Source organism: Stappia stellulata DSM 5886 (genome assembly GCF_000423705.1).
Taxonomy (GTDB): domain Bacteria; phylum Pseudomonadota; class Alphaproteobacteria; order Rhizobiales; family Stappiaceae; genus Stappia; species Stappia stellulata.
Window position 1 is genome coordinate 34,952 of sequence record NZ_AUIM01000014.1, and the last position, 16,301, is coordinate 51,252.

Sequence of the window (16,301 nt, forward strand, 5' to 3'; positions counted from 1 at the left end):
GAGGCGGAATATAGCCCCGCCGCAAGAGTTCCGTAGGCGATTTCGGCAATAGCGTTCAAATTCGTGAAAGAGCTTCATATGCAACTCTGCATTGATGAAATGGATTAGTGATAGGCAAGTGAGTCTGGTTCGAATGAGTTTTAAATTCTGGCGATCAGATCAAGAACCCGAATGTTGCAAAATGGATGGTCTGCACACCTGATGAACGAAAAACAGCGCTTGCAATGACTTTGGAAAGAGAGAGACTTAGAAAGTAAATACTGAACCACGATAGGGGCAATCATGAATTTTAGAAAAACTGTAATATTATCCGCGATATTGTCGGTATTCTCTATAGCACCTGCTACCGCGCAGGATATAGAAGATTTCGCCGTTCAACAGCATGATGGACGTTATTTTCAGATAATGGATGACATGCTTATTGAGGTTGATGGAGAAGGTCCTCTGTCAGTTCTGCGAAAAGACGTGCGGAAGTGGCCCGATGGAATCTTACCTATCAAATTTGAAGATGCTTATGATGAAGCAGATAAGACATCGTTTTTTAACGGCTGCGCTCTCTGGTCAGTATACTCGAAAGTCAAGTGTATCGAATACAAGGATTTCCATAAGGATTACATTTTGGTCGTATCATCAGATGACGAAAACAGCTCCTATGTTGGACGAATTGGTGGCGAGCAGGAATTAAAGCTAGCAAATAGAGATATTGAAGGGGTCATAGCACATGAGATTGCTCATGCGCTTGGTTTTGCACACCAGCACAATTCTCCAGAACGAGACAAGTTTGTGAAAATTAACTGAGATAATATTGAAGATGATGCAGATCACAAATTCGATAAAGTCTCTACAAAACACTCTGTGGTCTTCGGGTTCTACGACTATTGCTCGATAATGCACTACGCCAAAAATGGGTTGTCAAAAGAGCCTGCAAAATTGGATACGATTACCGTACTCGGTGACGAACCAGACTGCCGCATGGGACAACGAGATTACATATCGGAATCTGACAAAATGGGGATGGTCGACGCCTATGGTCGGGACCCTAGTGACATCTTGTTGGTAAGAGTTCCAGATTTTCAAACCATTTCTGTAACTGATATTGCCAGAACGGAACATATTTTTAACAGATATGGGGTGCGACCAATCTTGATTGAAGGAAAACTAAATCGGCCTTGGTGCACAGTCGGTGTCTGCGAATGGACTTGTTATCACAATGAGATTTATTCGCAATTCCCTGAACCAAATGCAGTAATTGAATTTGGAACCGCTGTAAGCTTGAAATCAAGGCGCATTAGCGAAGCTAAATTTGGCCCACCTTCAAATGGGCAACAGTGCGAATAATCGGACTTCTCCCGTTGCAAAAACGAAGGTTTTTGCAACGGTTTTTCGCGCCCTGCTATTTCAACGGCTTAGCTGTCGCAAAACCTTGTCGCAAAAAGATGGCTCAATTTTCTGCTTTTGAAGGCTGAAAGAGCCGATTTGCGGGAGTCGCGAAAAGGATGGTTTCTGCGACAGACTGGAAGTTGAATGAAAATCAAATTTTGTGAGGCTACATGGCTACGTGGACTGTTGAATTGAAAGACGGAAAAACGGAAACCGTCACCGATGAACGATTATATGATTTTCGCGATATGTATGTATCGGACAACAATCTGAAATCACGAATGAGCAGGCTATTTTTGCTCGACCTTTACATCATGGATTTCGAGTTCGGCATAAGTCCCCACGAAATCCTTGAGTCAGTAAAAGAGCTTGAAAATGGCGAGCAACCTAAAGGTGTCAAGCCTGCTGCACCATTCCGAAACCCACCTTTAAAAGGGTTGTGGCACAAACATTTCTTTGCTGCCCGTTTTCTCGTCCATAACATGCTGCTTGGTCTTGGAAAAAATGGACTGTCACAAATCGTTGAGTCAGCAATGCATCCTGACAAAGGGGATATTGTAACAAAAGAGATGATCGATGAGGTCGCTAGGCGTGTGACTCACGAGCCGTTAGAGCAGAGGAATGCTGACAACCGACTAACAGGTGAGTGGATCGTTTACCTCCCTCACGACGGCAGGAATTACTACCTATCAATCGCTGCTCATCATTTTGGTGATCAGCTAATTTTTGACCGTATCATCGCGGAAACAACAAGGGACTTTCCTGACATTGGTCAATGGATCAATCATGCTGCAACGTCATAAAATCAAAGATCGTTTTGCGACAAAATTTTGCTACACCTAAGTCGTTGAAATAGCAGGGCGTGATAAACCGTTGCAAAAACCTTCGGATTTGCGACTTAGTCAGCAACTTGAACAAACCGGCTTATAGACAATTTTGTGTGACCGGTCAGCGCCATTCTGCCGCAGTTGTCACATGGCAGTTGTGGAGCGGGGTCTAAACACCAAGTGCCTGCGCGCCGCTAAAGGTCACCTGCCCCGTGCCTGTCTCCGTGTCGCGGCGCTTCACCACGATCTCGACATCGCGATTGAACAGCGTGAGGAAGCCCATCAGGCGTTCCACCGAGTATTCGCGGAACCGACCATTCAGCATTCGTGACACTTCCGGCTGGGAAATGCCCATCACCGAGCCAGCGGCCTTTTGGGTCAGTTTGCGATCGCTGATGATGTCCTCGATCTCGCTGACGATCTGCGCCTTGAGGTGCTGCGTTTGCGGATCAGTATAGCCAAGATCCGCAAAGACATTGCGGCTGCCGATTTTCACCTGTTCGTTGCTCATGTTTCCGGCTCCAGTTGCGGCGGGTTCAGCTTGTAATCCTCTTCTGCGAGCCGCAGTCGCTGCTTGATGAGGTCCAGATCCGTTTTGGGCGTTGCAATGCCTTTTTTCGACTTCTTCTTGAAGGCGTGGAGGATGTAGACCACCTTCGCGAATTTCACCGTGTAAACAGCGCGAAAGGTATCGCCGTCGTGGTCTGCGATCACCTCTACAGCGCCACTTTGCGCGCCTTTCAGTTTCTTGGCGTTCCGGGGTGCCTTGCCTTCCTGCGCTCGATGCAGGGCATATCCGACGCTGTCGTGCACCGGCTCGGGAAACTCCATAAAGTCATTGTAGCTGGAACCGATCCAGCGGAGTTGCTTAAGCGAGCGGCGCTTGTTGTTCATGGACTTAATATGAGTAATTACTCATAATGAGTCAACCAGTTTGGAATTGCTGGAAACCGGTTCACTCCCACCCCTCCCGGTACAGCGCGTCGAGCGCCTGCCGGTAGGTGGGGTATTGGAACGCATAGCCGAGCTCGCTTTTCACGCGGGCGTTGGAGACGCGTTTGTTTTCGCCGTAGAAGGAGCGCGCCATCGGCGTGAGGTCGGCGGTTTCGAAATCCTGTTCCGGCGGGGGCGGGACGTCCATGAGTTTGGCGGCATAGGCGACGACATCCTGCGGCGGGGCGGGTTCGTCGTCGGTGACATTGTAGATGCGGCTCGCGAGCGGTTTTGACAGGGCGGCTTGAAGCGCGCCGGCGATATCGGCGACATGGATGCGGTTGAACACCTGGCCCGGCTTGATCAGCCGGCGCGACTTGCCCTTTTCCAGGGTCGCCAGCGCATTGCGTCCGGGTCCGTAAATGCCGGAGAGGCGGAAGATCTGCACCGGGATGTCGGCTTTTTCGCCAAGCACTGTCCATCCGGTTTCGGCGGCGACGCGCTGCACGGAACGCTTGGAGACGGGTTTGCAGATCGTCTCCTCGTCGACCCAGCCGCCGTCGTGATTGCCATAGACGCCGACGGTGGAGAGATAACCGATCCATTCGGGCGGATGGGCGGCGAGATCCGCGCCGTGATGGGTCAGCACGCGATCGCCTTCCGCGTCAGGCGCGATGGAGACCAACACATGGGTCGCGCTTGCAAGCGCCTCGGCGATGCCCTCGCCAGGCGTCGTGCCGTCGAACAGGAACGGGGTGATGCCGCGTGCGCGCATCTTCTCCGCCTTCTCCGCGCTGCGCGTCGTGGCGCCGATCCACGCGCAGTCGGGGGCGATACGCTCGACGAAGGCGTTGGCGGAAAATCCGAGGCCGAAGACAAACAGGCGCATGGGGTGGCGTTCCTTTCGGATGCAAGTGTGCTAACCTAGCGTCAGGCGCGTAACTTTGCCTTTTACAGACGCATTTCAAATTCTGTTTTTTGACATTTTCCATCCGGTTTTCGGGTGACGAAAACCGGCTCCCAGGGGGGCAATATGGACATTATGCAAAAGCTTCAAGCGCAACCGGCCTCGCAAAGCTGTCGCTTGATCGACTTCGAGAAGGCCGAACTCCGGACGGAGGATGGCGGCAAGCGCGTGTTTCTGGTCGTCAGCGGCGAGAAACCCACCGTGTCGATGCGGGTGGAGTTGCGGCCGCTTTACTATGTGATGCAGCCCGACTACTGGGGCGTCGAGGTGGTCGGCTGCGTGTCGGGCATCGTGCTGCCGGCGGTCGCGCCCTATACCGAAGCGCTCGACGTGACCCATACGATGGGCAAGAAGGGCATCGAGGTGCTCGGCGCCGACAAGACGTTGAGGCTCGATCGCTGATCGCGGCCGTCACGCGCCCTCAGGCGTCGAGCGAAAGGTCACCGCGACGGATCTCGTAGAGCATGACGCCGGTCGCGACGGCCAGGTTGAGGCTGTCGGCTTCGCCCACCTGGGGAATGCGGGCAAGGGCGGTGCAGGCGTTTGCCATCTCGTCCGGCAGGCCGGCCTGTTCGTTGCCCATCAGGAGCAGCGTCGGGCGGGCGTAATCGATCGCGCGGTAGTCGGTCGATCCCTTGAGGTGCGTGCCGACGAGCGTGCCTGGCCAGGTCTTCGCCATCTCCTGGAAGGCGGCGCGGGTGAGCCGCGCCAGCGGCACGTGGAACAGCGAGCCCATGGTGGCGCGCACGGCCTCCACCGCGAAGGGGTCGGTGGTTTCGCCGACGAGAATGACGCCCTTCGCGCCGACCGCATCGGCGGTGCGCAGGATGGTGCCGAGATTTCCCGGATCGCGCACATGGTCGAGCGCCACCCAGACGGCGGCGGGATCCGCCTTGAGCGCGCGGGTCAGGGCCGACCCGTCGAGAATGCGCTGTTCATAGACGCCGACCACCATTTGCGGATTGTCGCGCCGGGTCATGGCCGCGAGCACGGGCGTGGACACTTCGAGGATGGTGGCGCCACGGGCGCGGGCGGTGGCGGCGACCTCGCGGGCCGCAGCGCTCTCGCGCGCCTCGGGACCGAGCACCAGCATGTCGACGGTCCAGCCGGCGGCCAGCGCGTCGGTGGCAAGCTTCAGCCCCTCGGCAACGAAACGGCCGCTGCGCTGGCGGTGCTTGCGCTGGGCGACCAGCGCCTTGATGTCCTTCACCAGCGGATTGGAAAACGACGTGATCTGCTTGACGCTGCCGGCGACCCGCCGCGAAGCGGCGTCCGAGAAAGGCGGACGCTCGCTCATGGCATGCTCCAGCGGCTGAACATGGAGGTCGACAGCGCGCGGCCGTCGTCGGGCGTGCGCAGCACCAGTTCGCCGGATTCCAGCAACCCGCCACGGGTCTCGAGCGTTTCCGCCATGATCTCGTGCAGGGCGACGAAGCTGGAGCGGATCGCATAGGCGGTGAGGATCACGAAACGCGCGTCGGGGGCGAGGATCTTCTCGATCATCGGCAGCATTTCCGGCAGGCTGTCGAACAGCTCCCAGACCTCGCCCTTCGGCCCGCGTCCGTATTTCGGCGGGTCGAGCAGGATGCCGTCATAGGTGTTGCCGCGCTTGACCTCGCGGGCGACGAATTTCATCGCATCCTCGCAGATCCAGCGGATCGGCAGATCCGCCATGGCCGAAAGCTCCTGGTTCTCGCGCGCCCAGCCGATGGCCTTTTTCGAGGCGTCGATATGGGTGACCTGCGCGCCGGCGGCCGCCGGAATCAGCGAGCCGAGACCGGTGTAGCCGAAGAGGTTCAAGACCTTGAGCGGCTTTTCTCGCGGTGTCTCGGACACAATGTCCGCCATCCACTGCCAGTGCGCGGCCTGCTCGGGAAAGACGCCGACATGGCGAAACGACATGAACCGCCCCAGGAAGGCGGCCTTGCCGTAGCGCATCTCCCAGGTTTCCGGCAGGTCGCGGTTGAGCCGCCAGCGGCCCGGCCCGTCGTCGTCGTCCTGGCCGGTGAAGACGGCATCGGCTGCGTCCCATGTCGCATCGCTCAGGTGGCGCCGGCCCATTGCCTGGGGTTCGGGACGGTCGACAACGACATCGCCGTAACGTTCCAGCTTGCGGCCCAGCCCGAAGTCGAGAAGCGCATAATCGTCCCAGCCGCGGGTTTCCAGCATGGTCGGCCATGCGGCGTGCGGCGGAGAACCGGCGGCGGCCGGGCGAAGCGGGGAGGGGGCGTCGGTCACGCGAGGGACCTCTTTTCAGGCGGCTCGGACTGTCGGGGTGTTGCAGGATCGCCATAGAGCAATTTGGGAAAAAGCGAAACCCGTTTCGCCCCTCCGGGCGCGGTGCAAGCGGCGCGAACGGCCGTATTGCCCGATTGGCGGGCGTTGCCCCTCCTTCTGCTGCCCTGCACCAAAGAGAACTTTGCAGCCAATTGTCTTTCAAAGACTTGCAAGCGTGCTCCGGCTTGGCCAAGCTAGCGGCCAAGTGACAGAGTGACCGCTTGCGGGGCGTGTAGGGTTGTGCTGTAAATTGCCGCAACCGCCCGGTTTTGCGACGGTCCAGCCGGAGGATGTTTTTTATGGACTTGAGTGGCGAGTATCGGATCCGCGCCTCCCGACAGGCGGTGTGGGACGCGCTGAACGATCCCGATGTCCTGCGCCGGTGCATTCCCGGCTGCAAGGAGCTGGAGAAGAGTTCGGACACCGAAATGTCCGCCACCGTCGTCGCCAAGATCGGCCCTGTGAAGGCCACTTTCAAAGGCTCGGTGACGCTTGAAAACCTCAATCCGCCGGAGAGTTACACCATCGTCGGCGAGGGCAAGGGCGGTGTTGCCGGCTTCGCCAAGGGCGCGGCCGATGTGTCGCTCGCCGAGGACGGCGAGGAAACGGTGCTCACCTACAAGGTCAAGGCGCAGGTCGGCGGCAAGCTCGCCCAGCTCGGCAGCCGGCTGATCGTGTCCACCTCGCGCAAGATGGCCGACGAGTTCTTCTCCAACTTCAAGGATATCGTGGAGGGCGACGCCGGCACCTCGGACGCTGCGGCGCCGGCAAGTGCCGCGCCGGCCGCCGCGGCGGGCGAGCCGGTTGCGGATGCGGATGAAACCGCGCTTGCGCCCACGCCTGCCCCCGCGCCCCAGGAGCAGGAGGCGTCGCAAAAGCAGACACAGGAGCAGACATCCGCCTCCGGCGAGGATGACCAGTCCTTTGCATCATCGGTCAGCGAGGCCGCGCATGACGTCGAGGAGCGGGTGGAAAAGGCGATGCACGAGGTCGAGACCGAAGTGGAGACGGCTGCCGGTCGCGGGGCCTTCGGCGGTCCCATGGTCTGGGGTCTCATTGCGCTTGCGGCGGTGATCGTCATTCTGGCGGTGATGAGCTAGCAGCTTTTCGGTTTTTGCGAATTGCCGGGTGCCGGCCCGGCGCTACACTCGGCGACGAAACGACAGGCAACGGAACATCAGGAACGAGTGCCCGACGAGCGGGTCTGACGTTTGAGAGGGAGGAACAGCATGGCCAATGTGACCATGACCGTGAATGGAAAGAGCGTGTCGAAACCGGCGGAGGGCCGGACGCTTCTGGTGGAGTTCCTGCGCGATGGCGCGGGCCTGACGGGAACCCATGTCGGCTGCGACACGTCGCAATGCGGCGCCTGTGTGGTGCATGTCGACGGCAAGGCGGTGAAGTCCTGCACCATGCTGGCCGCCCAGGCGGACGGCGCGCAGGTGACCACCATCGAGGGGCTTGCCTCCGGTGGCGAGCTGCACCCGATGCAGGCGGCCTTTCGCGAGCATCACGGCCTGCAGTGCGGTTTCTGCACGCCCGGTATGATCATGGCCGCCGTCGACATGGTGAACCGTCTCGGTGCACCGCTCGACGAGGCGGCGATCCGCGCGGAACTGGAGGGCAACATCTGCCGTTGCACCGGGTATCACAACATCGTCAAGGCAATTGCCGCGGCGAGCGAGACCATGGCGGGGATGAAGACCGCGGCCGAATAGGCCCCGACGCGGCTTTGGCCGCGCGCGCGGGGGGCGCGTGCGGCCGAGCGTTAAGGGATGCGGACGCGGATCCGCCGGTGAAGCCGCCGATCCCCGCACGTCGGGGACGGGCAAACGGACACCTAGAGGGATTGCACTGGTCAAGGGTCTCCACGCGCTGCCGAGCGGCCACCCGGAGACCGCATGGGAGGATGCACATGACAGGTTCAGCTGAAGGCATTGGCGCAAGGGTCACCCGGCGCGAGGACAAGCGTTTCATCATTGGCAAGGGGCGCTACACCGACGACATGAACGTGGCCGGCATGTGCCACGCCGCCTTCGTGCGCTCGCCGCACGCCCATGCGAAGGTCGCCTCGCTCGATGCCGATGCGGCGCGCGCGATGCCCGGCGTGATCGCCGTTCTGACCGGCGAGGAACTGGCGGCCGACGGCGTCGGCAATCTGATCTGCGGCTGGATGATCCATTCCAAGGACGGCACGCCGATGAAGATGGGCGCCTGGCGCGCGCTGGAGCACGAGACGGTGCGCCATGTCGGCCAGGCCGTGGCCGTGGTTGTCGCGGAAACGCGCGCCCAGGCCCGCGATGCCGCCGATGCCGTGGTCGTCGACTACGACGCGCTCGACGCGGTGGTCGACAGTCTCGATGCGCTGAAGCCCGGCGCGCCGCAAATCCATCCGGAAGCGGAAGGGAACCTGATCTACGACTGGGAGATCGGCGACGAGGCCGCGACCGAGGCCGCTTTCGCCTCCGCCGCCCATGTCACCAGGATGGAGATCCGCAACAACCGTCTGGTGCCCAATCCGATGGAGCCGCGTTCCGCGCTCGCCCACTACGAGGAGGCCGACGAGCATTACACGCTGTGGACCACGTCGCAGAACCCGCATGTGGCGCGTCTGGTGCTCTCCGCCTTCTACAACATCGCGCCGGAGCACAAGCTGCGGGTGATCGCGCCCGATGTCGGCGGCGGCTTCGGGTCCAAGATCTACATCTATCCGGAAGAGATGGTTTGTCTGTGGGCCTCCAAGAAGACCGGCGTGCCGGTCAAGTGGACGTCCGACCGCACCGAGGCCTTCCTGACCGACGCCCATGGCCGCGACCACCATTCGGAAGCGGAAGTCGCGCTCGACGCCGACAACAAGATCATCGGTCTGCGCGTCAAGACGGTGGCGAATCTCGGCGCTTACATGTCGCTGTTCTCGTCTTCGGTGCCGACCTATCTCTATGCGACGCTGCTGTCGGGCCAGTACGATATTCCGGCGATCCACTGCAACGTGAAGACGGTCTACACCAACACCACGCCGGTGGATGCCTATCGCGGCGCCGGTCGCCCGGAGGCGACCTATCTGGTGGAACGGGTGATGGAAACGACGGCCCGCGAGGTCGGCATGGATCCGGCCGAGTTCCGCCGCAAGAACTTCGTGCGCTCCTTCCCGCACCAGACGCCGGTGATCATGTGCTACGACGCGGGCGACTATGACGCCTCGCTGGATGCGGCGCTGAAGGCAATCGACTACGACGGCTTCGCGGCCCGCAAGGCGGAAGCCGCACGGCGCGGCAAGCTGCGCGGCATCGGCCTGTCCTGCTACATCGAGGCTTGCGGCATCGCGCCGTCCCAGGCCGTCGGGTCGCTGGGCGCCGGCGTCGGACTGTGGGAATCGGCGGAGGTGCGGGTCAATCCGGTCGGCACCATCGAGGTCCTCACCGGCTCGCACAGCCATGGCCAGGGCCATGAGACGACGTTTGCCCAGCTCGTGTCCGAGCGTCTCGGCGTCGGCCTCGACACGGTGTCCATCGTCCATGGTGACACCGACAAGGTGCAGTTCGGCATGGGCACTTACGGCTCGCGTTCCGGCGCGGTCGGCATGTCGGCGATCTCCAAGGCGCTCGACAAGGTGGAATCCAAGGCCAGGAAGCTCGCCGCCCATCTGATGGAAGCCTCAGAGGGCGACATCACGCTGGAGGGCGGCACTTTCAAGGTCGCCGGCACGGACAAGGAGCTTCCCTTCTTCCAGGTGGCGCTTGCCGCCTATACCGCCCACAACATGCCCGAAGGCATGGAACCGGGCCTGAAGGAAGGCGCCTTTTACGATCCGACCAACTTCACCTTCCCGGCCGGCACCTATGTCTGCGAGGTCGAGGTCGACCCGGAGACCGGCAAGACCGAGGTGGTGGATTTCGTCGCGGCCGACGATTTCGGCACGATCATCAATCCGATGATCGTGGAAGGTCAGGTCCATGGCGGCCTGACGCAGGGCATCGGACAGGCGCTTCTGGAAAACGCCGCCTATGACGCGGACGGCCAGCTGCTGTCGGCCTCCTACATGGATTACACCATGCCGCGCGCCGACGACGTGCCCTCCTACCGGTTGATGACGACGGTCACCGAATGTCCGGGCAATCCGCTCGGCATGAAGGGCTGCGGCGAGGCCGGCGCCATCGGTTCGCCGCCGGCGGTGATCAATGCGATCACGGATGCCATCGGCACCAACGCGCTGGAGATGCCGGCAACGGCCGCCAACGTCTGGCGCGCGCTCAAGAGCGCCCAGCCGGCGCAGGCGGCGGAATAGACGCAAAGCACAGCCGCACTCCGGGCGATTGCCCGAAGTGCGGCCCGACGACGAGCGGGCGCGCCGGACCCTGGCGCCGGCCCGACAGGACAAGACGGGTGAGGAGAAACCCAGGATGTACGAAACAAATTATCACCGCGCGACCAGCGTTGACGATGCCGCCGCCAAGCTTGGCGCGGCCGAGGACGCCAAGGTTCTGTCCGGCGGCCAGACCCTTTTGCCGACAATGAAGCAGCGCCTTGCCGCGCCGTCCGACGTGATCGACGTGACCCATATCGCCGACATGAAGGGCATCACCGAAAGCGGTGGCGGCATCCGCATCGGTGCCGCGACCACCCATGCGGAGGTTGCCGGTTCCGAGATCGTCAAGCGCATGCTGCCGGGCCTTGCCGCCCTTGCCGGCCATATCGGCGATCCGCACGTGCGCCATATGGGCACGATCGGCGGGTCGCTCGCCAACAACGATCCGGCCGCCGACTACCCCTCCGCCGCGCTTGCGCTGGGCGCGACGATCCACACCAATGCCCGGCAGATTTCGGCCGAGGACTTCTTCACCGGCATGTTCGAGACCGCGCTGGACGAGAGCGAGATCGTGACAGCGGTGGAATTCCCCAAGGCCTCAGCCTGCGCCTACGCCAAATACCCGAACCCGGCGTCGCGCTACGCGATGGCCGGCGTCTTCGTCGCCAGGACCGATGGCGGCGTGCGGGTCGCGGTGACCGGCGCCGGGCAGAATGGCGTGTTCCGGCATGCCGGCCTTGAGGATGCGCTGGCGCAGTCCTTCTCGGCCGATGCGGTTGCCGGTGTGACCACCGATCCGGACCAGCTTCTGGCCGACATTCACGGCTCGGCGGAATATCGCGCCAATCTGGTTACGGTGATGGCCAAACGCGCGGTCGCCGCCTGCGCCTGAGGCCCGTGAACGGTCTCTGCCGCGTGACGAAGAAACGGCCCGGGCCTTGCGCCCGGGCTTTTTCTTGGCTGCGAGACGGAAACCGCGTCGCTCAGGTTCCGGCGGTGACATGGGGGCGGGTGCGGCGCAGGAGGCGCGCCAGAACGGCGATGACAAGGACGGTTGCAGCGATGCGGCCGACGAGAACGATCCAGACATCCGCGCCCACCGCCAGCATGATGGCCGTGTCCTCGATGAGCGAGTGGCAGAGCGAGAGGCAGCTCAGCGCCAGAAACAGGTCGCGCCTGTCATAGTTGCGGACCATGGTTTCCTGAATGATCAACCCGCCGCCATAGGACAGGCCGAGCAGCAGGCCGATGGTGGTCAGGGGGGTGAGATCCGGATTGAGCCCCAGAAGCCTGAGGCCGGGATTGAGCGCGCGGGTCAACCGGTCGATGATCCCGAACGCCTTCAGCAGGTCGAGCAGCAGGAACAGCGCGACGATGATTGCCAGCATGCTGAGCAGCGACTGTGCGGTGGCGGCGGCCCAATCGCCCCAGTTTGAGGTGGCAACGCCCGCGGGCAGCCAGTCAGGCGTCGCGACCTCGGACAGGGCGCCGGTCGTGCGGCACACCCAGGCGGCAAAGGCGGCATAGGCGAACCCGACCCCGAGCCGCAACCCCGTGGTCGCGAGAAGGCTGGCACCGGCCCGGCGCACGATCGCCTGTTCGACCGGCAGCGCGTGGGCGAAAAGCATCAAGGAGGACAGGATGCTGATCTGCGCGACGGTGAGCTGCATGTCGGATTGCAGCGAGACGAAGGCGCCGACACCGCCATAGAGGCCGGTGAGAAGCGTGACCGCCCAGATCAGTCCGGCCTCGGCCGGCAGGTCGACCAGGCCCATCACCGGGGCAAGCCCGTGGCCGAGCATGTCGCTCAGGCCGTACAGGTCGCCCAGTCGCACAAGCAGCATGACCGGCAGCATGATCTTCACCAGCATGAAGAAGGTGCCAAGGCAGCGACGGGTGAGGGAGTGCAGATAGGCGGGCATGAACCGGTGGCCTTGTCCTGGAAGGGGCGGCGGCAACGGGGAGTGCAACCGGCCGCCGCGATGCGCGTGACCGCGTAGCATGGGCGACCGTTGCAAGCTATACCCTGCCAAGCGCGCACTGCCGGCGTTCTGCACCGGCCGTGCGCGCGAAACTTGCGTTCTTCGAAGCGAAAGGCAATTTTCAGGCACATGATCGAGACAGACCGCATCGACAGGCAGCTCTTGAACGCGTTGCGACGCAATGCCGACATCGGCAATGCGCGGCTGGCCGAAGGTGTCGGTCTTTCGGCGTCTGCCTGCCTGCGTCGTGTGAAGCGGCTGAAACAGGCCGGCCTCGTGCGCCAGGTCGTGGCGCTTGTAGACGCCCGCGCGCTCGGAAACGCGCTTTCGGCGATCGTCACCGTGTCCTTCGTGCGTCATGCGCCGGAGTATCGGACGGCCTTCCAGCGCAAACTGCGCGAAGAACCGGCCGTCTCGATGGCCTACAGCGTGTCCGGACAGGTGAGTGCGGTTCTTCAGGTCGATGTCGCCGACATGGCTGCCTTCAACGCGCTGGCCGGGCGCCTGTTCGACGACGACCCCAATGTCGCGGCCTTTACCACCCATTTCATCATGGGAAGCTTGAAACAGGAGCCGGTCGTTCCGGCGGCGTCCAGCCCGCAGCCCGGTTCCTGACATGCGAAAACGGCCCGGGCAGGGTGCCCGGGCCGTCTTGCTGCTTCGATCCGCGTTGTCGAGGGTCAGGCGGCTGCGACATTGTTCAGGAAACGGTCGATCTGTTCACGCAGGTCGCGCGTCTTTTCGCCGACGTCGCTGGAGGCGACCAGCACCATGTCCGCCGATGCATTGGTTTCGGCCACCGCGTTGGACAGTTCGCCCATGTTTGCGGAGACCGACGTCGTGCCCGTTGCCGCGTTCTGGACGTTGCGCGAGATCTCGTTGGTCGCGGATCCCTGCTGTTCCACCGCCGCGGCGATGGCGGAGGTGTAATTGTCGACCTCCTGCATCGTGGCGGTGATGGCGGCAATCGCTTCCACGGCTTCCTTGGTCGAGCCCTGAATCGCGCCGATCTGGGCGCCGATTTCCTCGGTCGCCTTCGACGTCTGGGTGGCGAGTTCCTTCACTTCCGCCGCGACGACCGCAAAGCCCTTGCCGGCCTCGCCCGCGCGCGCCGCCTCGATGGTGGCGTTGAGCGCCAAGAGGTTGGTCTGCTCGGCGATTGCCTGGATCAGGGTCACGACCTCGCCGATCTTGTTGGCGGCTTCCGCAAGCCCCGCGACTTTCTCGTTGGTGCGCCGCGTGCCTTCGGTGGCTTCGCCGACGACCTGCGTGGTCTGGCCGACCTGGCGCGAGATCTCGGCGATGGAGGCGGCGAGTTCTTCCGCCGCCGTTGCCACGCTTTCGACGTTCTGCGTGGCGGTGCCGCTCGCGTTGCTGGTGTCTTGCGCCCGTCCGGCGCTTTCACCCGCGATCCGCGTCAGGTCGCGTGCGGTTGCTTCCATGCCGGAGGCCGTGTCGCCAACCGAGGTCAGGAGTTCCTGCACCTGGGTGCGGAAGTCGGCGATCAGCGTATCGACGCGCCCCTGGCGCTCGGCCGCGGCTTCCTGTTCGCGTTCCTGTTCGGCCCGCATGCGGGCGCGTTCGCGGGCATTGTCGCGGAAGACCTCGAGCGTGCGGCTCATCGCGCCGATCTCGTCGCCGCGTTCCACCCCGTCGATCTCGACGTCGGTGTCGCCTTCCGCCAGTTGGCCCATGATCGCGGTCAGGCGACGGGTCGGACGGGTGATGGCGAGCGACAGCACGACCGCGACAAGCACGCCGAGGCCGGCAACGATCGCCAGCGTGACGGTGATGGTCCAGAAGCTCGCGGTGCCGGCGCCGGCGGCATCCTGGGCCTGACGGGCCGCGACACCGGAAACCTGACTGCGCATTTCGCCGGCCACGACGCCCAGGTCGCCGGTCATCGCGGTGACTGTCTCCATGCTTGCAAGCATGGAATCGAAGGCCTCGCGATAGGCGGCGATCTCGGTCTGGATCTCGTCGACCATCTTCGCGACTTCAGGAAATCTGGCGGCGGCGGAATTGATCATGCCGGCAACCCGCGTCAGTTCGCCGAGTTCGCTGTGAACCTGGTCGGCCGTCGCCTGGCCGAGCCCGGAAATCAGCCCCAGGGTCGAGGCCTTGACCTTGACCGACTGTTCGGCGAGTTCCCCGCCATAGTCCGAAACGAGATCCACCTTGATCTGTTCGATGGAGCTTGCCTGCGCGGACTTTTGAACATCCGCGATGGCGGTCCGCGCGGCGGTCTGGATCTCCGCCGCATTCAGCGTGATGCCGCCCAGCCTGTCCTTGATCTCGCGGCGCAGCTGATGGACCTCCGCAAAGGAGCTGGTGCCGCTAAGCTTGGTCAGCGCGGCTTCCAGTGCGCCGGCCTCGCCCGCGAGCGTCTCGATAAGCTCGGAATCGATGCCCTCGACGCTGGAGTTGGTCAACGCCTTGGCATTGGCCAACAGGTTTCCCGTTTCGGCGAGCGTGTCTTCCATGACGTTGCTTGCCGTCGATGTTGTCGACAGAAGGAACAGATACTGGACGCGCAATGCGGATTCGCGGACTTCCGAAACCAGTTGGCCGATTTCATCCACCTTGCGTCGGGTGGCGGACATGCGCACGGCCGCGCGTTTGGCGTCGCGGCGCTCGCCCTGCATATCGGCGTTGATCATGTTCGCGAGGCTGCCGAGCTTTTCGACCGACTCGGTGAGCGTGGCGAGCAGCTGTTTCTGGGTTTCGATTTCGGTTCCGATCCTGTCGAAATCCGCCTTCAGAACGGAAACCGCCTGAAGCGCGCTGTCGACCTCCGCGGCCGCCTCGGGGGAACCGGAAACGGATGCCCGAAATTTCTGCAGTTTGCCGTCGAGCTTCGCGACGAACTCTGCGGTTCTGGCGGCATCCTGAGGATCGCGGGTGCGCAGGAAGGCTTCCCGTGCGGCCGATGCATCCTGAAGTCCCGCCATCACATCGGCGGCGACTTCAGAGGTCTTCATCTGGTCGGTCAGGCTTCCGATCGTCAGTGCGCCAACGCCGCCGACAATGGCCGTGAGCAGCAAAACAACTGCGAATCCGCCACCGATCTTGGCTGCAAATCCGAGGTTTCCAATAATTTTGAGTAGCCGGGGCATCCCCATCCTCCAACACCAGTTCATTGCAGGCACCCTAGCCGGCTTTATGTGAATCTTCGGTAAAGCGACGCGTAATATTGGCCATTGGCAACTTTTACGATTCTGGAAAACAGAAGTATTCCACGTCGGAAGATTTTCTGTCGCAACGGCAGCATGAACAAGAACGGCGGGACTTTCGTCCCGCCGTCGATCGCGTGTCGTCGTCCCCTTGCGGGAAGCGGGTATCAGGCCGCGGCGACGTCGGTGAGGAAGCGGTCGATCTCCCCGCGCAACGCATCGGTGTTCTGCGACATGGCTCCGGAGGCGGAGAGCACATTGTCGGCGGCGGCGCTCGTGCTTTCCACCGTCGTTGCAAGGCGCGTCATGTTGCTCGTGACCGCGCCCGTGCCCTGGGCGGCCTGCTGCACCGAACGCGAGATGTCGCTCGTCGCCGCGCCCTGCTGCTCCACCGCGCTGGCGATGGAGGCGGTGTAGCCGTTCACCTCCTGCATGATCTGGGCGATCTCGCCGATG

At 62.1% G+C, this 16,301-nt stretch carries 14 protein-coding genes and 2 pseudogenes; 8 read left to right on the top strand and 8 right to left on the bottom strand.

Annotated elements, in window-relative coordinates; genetic code table 11:
* The first annotated feature begins 414 nt into the window (after positions 1–414).
* Together G572_RS26670 and G572_RS26250 are read left to right on the top strand one after the other, a co-directional pair.
* Positions 415–1,338: pseudogene (locus tag G572_RS26670) on the top strand (M12 family metallopeptidase).
* Positions 1,339–1,550: 212 nt separating this feature from the next.
* Positions 1,551–2,183, top strand: a complete 633-nt coding sequence (locus tag G572_RS26250) for a hypothetical protein (protein ID WP_156884584.1) — start codon at positions 1,551–1,553, stop codon at positions 2,181–2,183.
* A 193-nt stretch (positions 2,184–2,376) separates the two neighbouring features.
* Here the strand turns inward: G572_RS26250 and G572_RS0112090 are convergent, their stop codons facing one another.
* The 3 genes from G572_RS0112090 to G572_RS0112100 all read right to left on the bottom strand — a co-directional run bounded on the left by G572_RS0112090 (position 2,377) and on the right by G572_RS0112100 (position 4,029).
* The gene (locus G572_RS0112090; RefSeq protein WP_029058710.1) at positions 2,377–2,718 is read right to left on the bottom strand and encodes a helix-turn-helix domain-containing protein; all 342 of its coding nucleotides are present in this window, start codon (positions 2,716–2,718) and stop codon (positions 2,377–2,379) included.
* Positions 2,715–3,101, bottom strand: a complete 387-nt coding sequence (locus G572_RS0112095; RefSeq protein ID WP_029058711.1) for a type II toxin-antitoxin system RelE/ParE family toxin — start codon at positions 3,099–3,101, stop codon at positions 2,715–2,717. The genes G572_RS0112090 and G572_RS0112095 overlap by 4 nt, the downstream gene beginning before the upstream one ends.
* Positions 3,102–3,162: 61 nt before the next feature.
* Positions 3,163–4,029, bottom strand: coding sequence for an SDR family oxidoreductase (locus G572_RS0112100; RefSeq protein ID WP_029058712.1), 867 nt, complete (start codon positions 4,027–4,029; stop codon positions 3,163–3,165).
* A 144-nt stretch (positions 4,030–4,173) separates the two neighbouring features.
* Between G572_RS0112100 and G572_RS0112105 the strand changes: the two genes are divergently transcribed.
* Positions 4,174–4,509, top strand: coding sequence for a hypothetical protein (locus G572_RS0112105; protein ID WP_029058713.1), 336 nt, complete (start codon positions 4,174–4,176; stop codon positions 4,507–4,509).
* 19 nt (positions 4,510–4,528) lie between these two features.
* Here G572_RS0112105 and G572_RS23615 read toward each other — a convergent pair whose 3' ends face one another.
* Positions 4,529–5,404, bottom strand: coding sequence for a TrmH family RNA methyltransferase (locus G572_RS23615; RefSeq protein WP_037546747.1), 876 nt, complete (start codon positions 5,402–5,404; stop codon positions 4,529–4,531).
* The gene (locus G572_RS0112115) at positions 5,401–6,345 is read right to left on the bottom strand and encodes a class I SAM-dependent rRNA methyltransferase (protein ID WP_029058714.1); all 945 of its coding nucleotides are present in this window, start codon (positions 6,343–6,345) and stop codon (positions 5,401–5,403) included. Before G572_RS0112115 ends, G572_RS23615 begins: the two co-directional genes overlap by 4 nt.
* 338 nt (positions 6,346–6,683) lie before the next feature.
* Here G572_RS0112115 and G572_RS0112120 point away from each other — a divergent pair, with 338 nt between their 5' ends.
* From G572_RS0112120 to G572_RS0112135, 4 genes are all read left to right on the top strand, one after another.
* Positions 6,684–7,484, top strand: coding sequence for an SRPBCC family protein (locus G572_RS0112120; protein WP_029058715.1), 801 nt, complete (start codon positions 6,684–6,686; stop codon positions 7,482–7,484).
* A 129-nt stretch (positions 7,485–7,613) separates the two neighbouring features.
* The gene (locus G572_RS0112125; protein ID WP_029058716.1) at positions 7,614–8,102 is read left to right on the top strand and encodes a (2Fe-2S)-binding protein; all 489 of its coding nucleotides are present in this window, start codon (positions 7,614–7,616) and stop codon (positions 8,100–8,102) included.
* A 197-nt stretch (positions 8,103–8,299) separates the two neighbouring features.
* Positions 8,300–10,669 carry a xanthine dehydrogenase family protein molybdopterin-binding subunit gene (locus G572_RS0112130; protein WP_037546749.1) on the top strand — a complete coding sequence of 790 codons (2,370 nt, stop codon included), beginning with the start codon at positions 8,300–8,302 and terminating at the stop codon, positions 10,667–10,669.
* 115 nt (positions 10,670–10,784) lie between these two features.
* Positions 10,785–11,582, top strand: a complete 798-nt coding sequence (locus G572_RS0112135; RefSeq protein ID WP_029058718.1) for an FAD binding domain-containing protein — start codon at positions 10,785–10,787, stop codon at positions 11,580–11,582.
* 91 nt (positions 11,583–11,673) lie between these two features.
* Here G572_RS0112135 and G572_RS0112140 read toward each other — a convergent pair whose 3' ends face one another.
* Entirely contained in the window at positions 11,674–12,612 is a 939-nt protein-coding gene (locus G572_RS0112140; RefSeq protein ID WP_029058719.1) for a nucleoside recognition domain-containing protein, read from the bottom strand.
* Between the two features lie 189 nt (positions 12,613–12,801).
* Here G572_RS0112140 and G572_RS0112145 point away from each other — a divergent pair, with 189 nt between their 5' ends.
* Positions 12,802–13,287 carry an Lrp/AsnC family transcriptional regulator gene (locus tag G572_RS0112145; RefSeq protein WP_037546752.1) on the top strand — a complete coding sequence of 162 codons (486 nt, stop codon included), beginning with the start codon at positions 12,802–12,804 and terminating at the stop codon, positions 13,285–13,287.
* Between the two features lie 65 nt (positions 13,288–13,352).
* Here the strand turns inward: G572_RS0112145 and G572_RS0112150 are convergent, their stop codons facing one another.
* The gene (locus G572_RS0112150; protein WP_169391312.1) at positions 13,353–15,788 is read right to left on the bottom strand and encodes a methyl-accepting chemotaxis protein; all 2,436 of its coding nucleotides are present in this window, start codon (positions 15,786–15,788) and stop codon (positions 13,353–13,355) included.
* Positions 15,789–16,012: 224 nt separating this feature from the next.
* A pseudogene (locus G572_RS26445) lies at positions 16,013–16,301 on the bottom strand (methyl-accepting chemotaxis protein); the annotation flags it as partial.

Excerpts from the sequence above, each read along its gene's own strand:
- G572_RS26250 (WP_156884584.1), top strand. The coding sequence starts at position 1,551 with ATGGCTACGTGGACTGTTGAATTGAAAGACGGAAAAACGGAAACCGTC.
- G572_RS0112090 (WP_029058710.1), bottom strand. The coding sequence starts at position 2,718 with ATGAGCAACGAACAGGTGAAAATCGGCAGCCGCAATGTCTTTGCGGAT.
- G572_RS0112095 (WP_029058711.1), bottom strand. The coding sequence starts at position 3,101 with ATGAACAACAAGCGCCGCTCGCTTAAGCAACTCCGCTGGATCGGTTCC.
- G572_RS0112100 (WP_029058712.1), bottom strand. The coding sequence starts at position 4,029 with ATGCGCCTGTTTGTCTTCGGCCTCGGATTTTCCGCCAACGCCTTCGTC.
- G572_RS0112105 (WP_029058713.1), top strand. The coding sequence starts at position 4,174 with ATGGACATTATGCAAAAGCTTCAAGCGCAACCGGCCTCGCAAAGCTGT.
- G572_RS23615 (WP_037546747.1), bottom strand. The coding sequence starts at position 5,404 with ATGAGCGAGCGTCCGCCTTTCTCGGACGCCGCTTCGCGGCGGGTCGCC.
- G572_RS0112120 (WP_029058715.1), top strand. The coding sequence starts at position 6,684 with ATGGACTTGAGTGGCGAGTATCGGATCCGCGCCTCCCGACAGGCGGTG.
- G572_RS0112125 (WP_029058716.1), top strand. The coding sequence starts at position 7,614 with ATGGCCAATGTGACCATGACCGTGAATGGAAAGAGCGTGTCGAAACCG.
- G572_RS0112130 (WP_037546749.1), top strand. The coding sequence starts at position 8,300 with ATGACAGGTTCAGCTGAAGGCATTGGCGCAAGGGTCACCCGGCGCGAG.
- G572_RS0112135 (WP_029058718.1), top strand. The coding sequence starts at position 10,785 with ATGTACGAAACAAATTATCACCGCGCGACCAGCGTTGACGATGCCGCC.
- G572_RS0112140 (WP_029058719.1), bottom strand. The coding sequence starts at position 12,612 with ATGCCCGCCTATCTGCACTCCCTCACCCGTCGCTGCCTTGGCACCTTC.
- G572_RS0112145 (WP_037546752.1), top strand. The coding sequence starts at position 12,802 with ATGATCGAGACAGACCGCATCGACAGGCAGCTCTTGAACGCGTTGCGA.
- G572_RS0112150 (WP_169391312.1), bottom strand. The coding sequence starts at position 15,788 with ATGCCCCGGCTACTCAAAATTATTGGAAACCTCGGATTTGCAGCCAAG.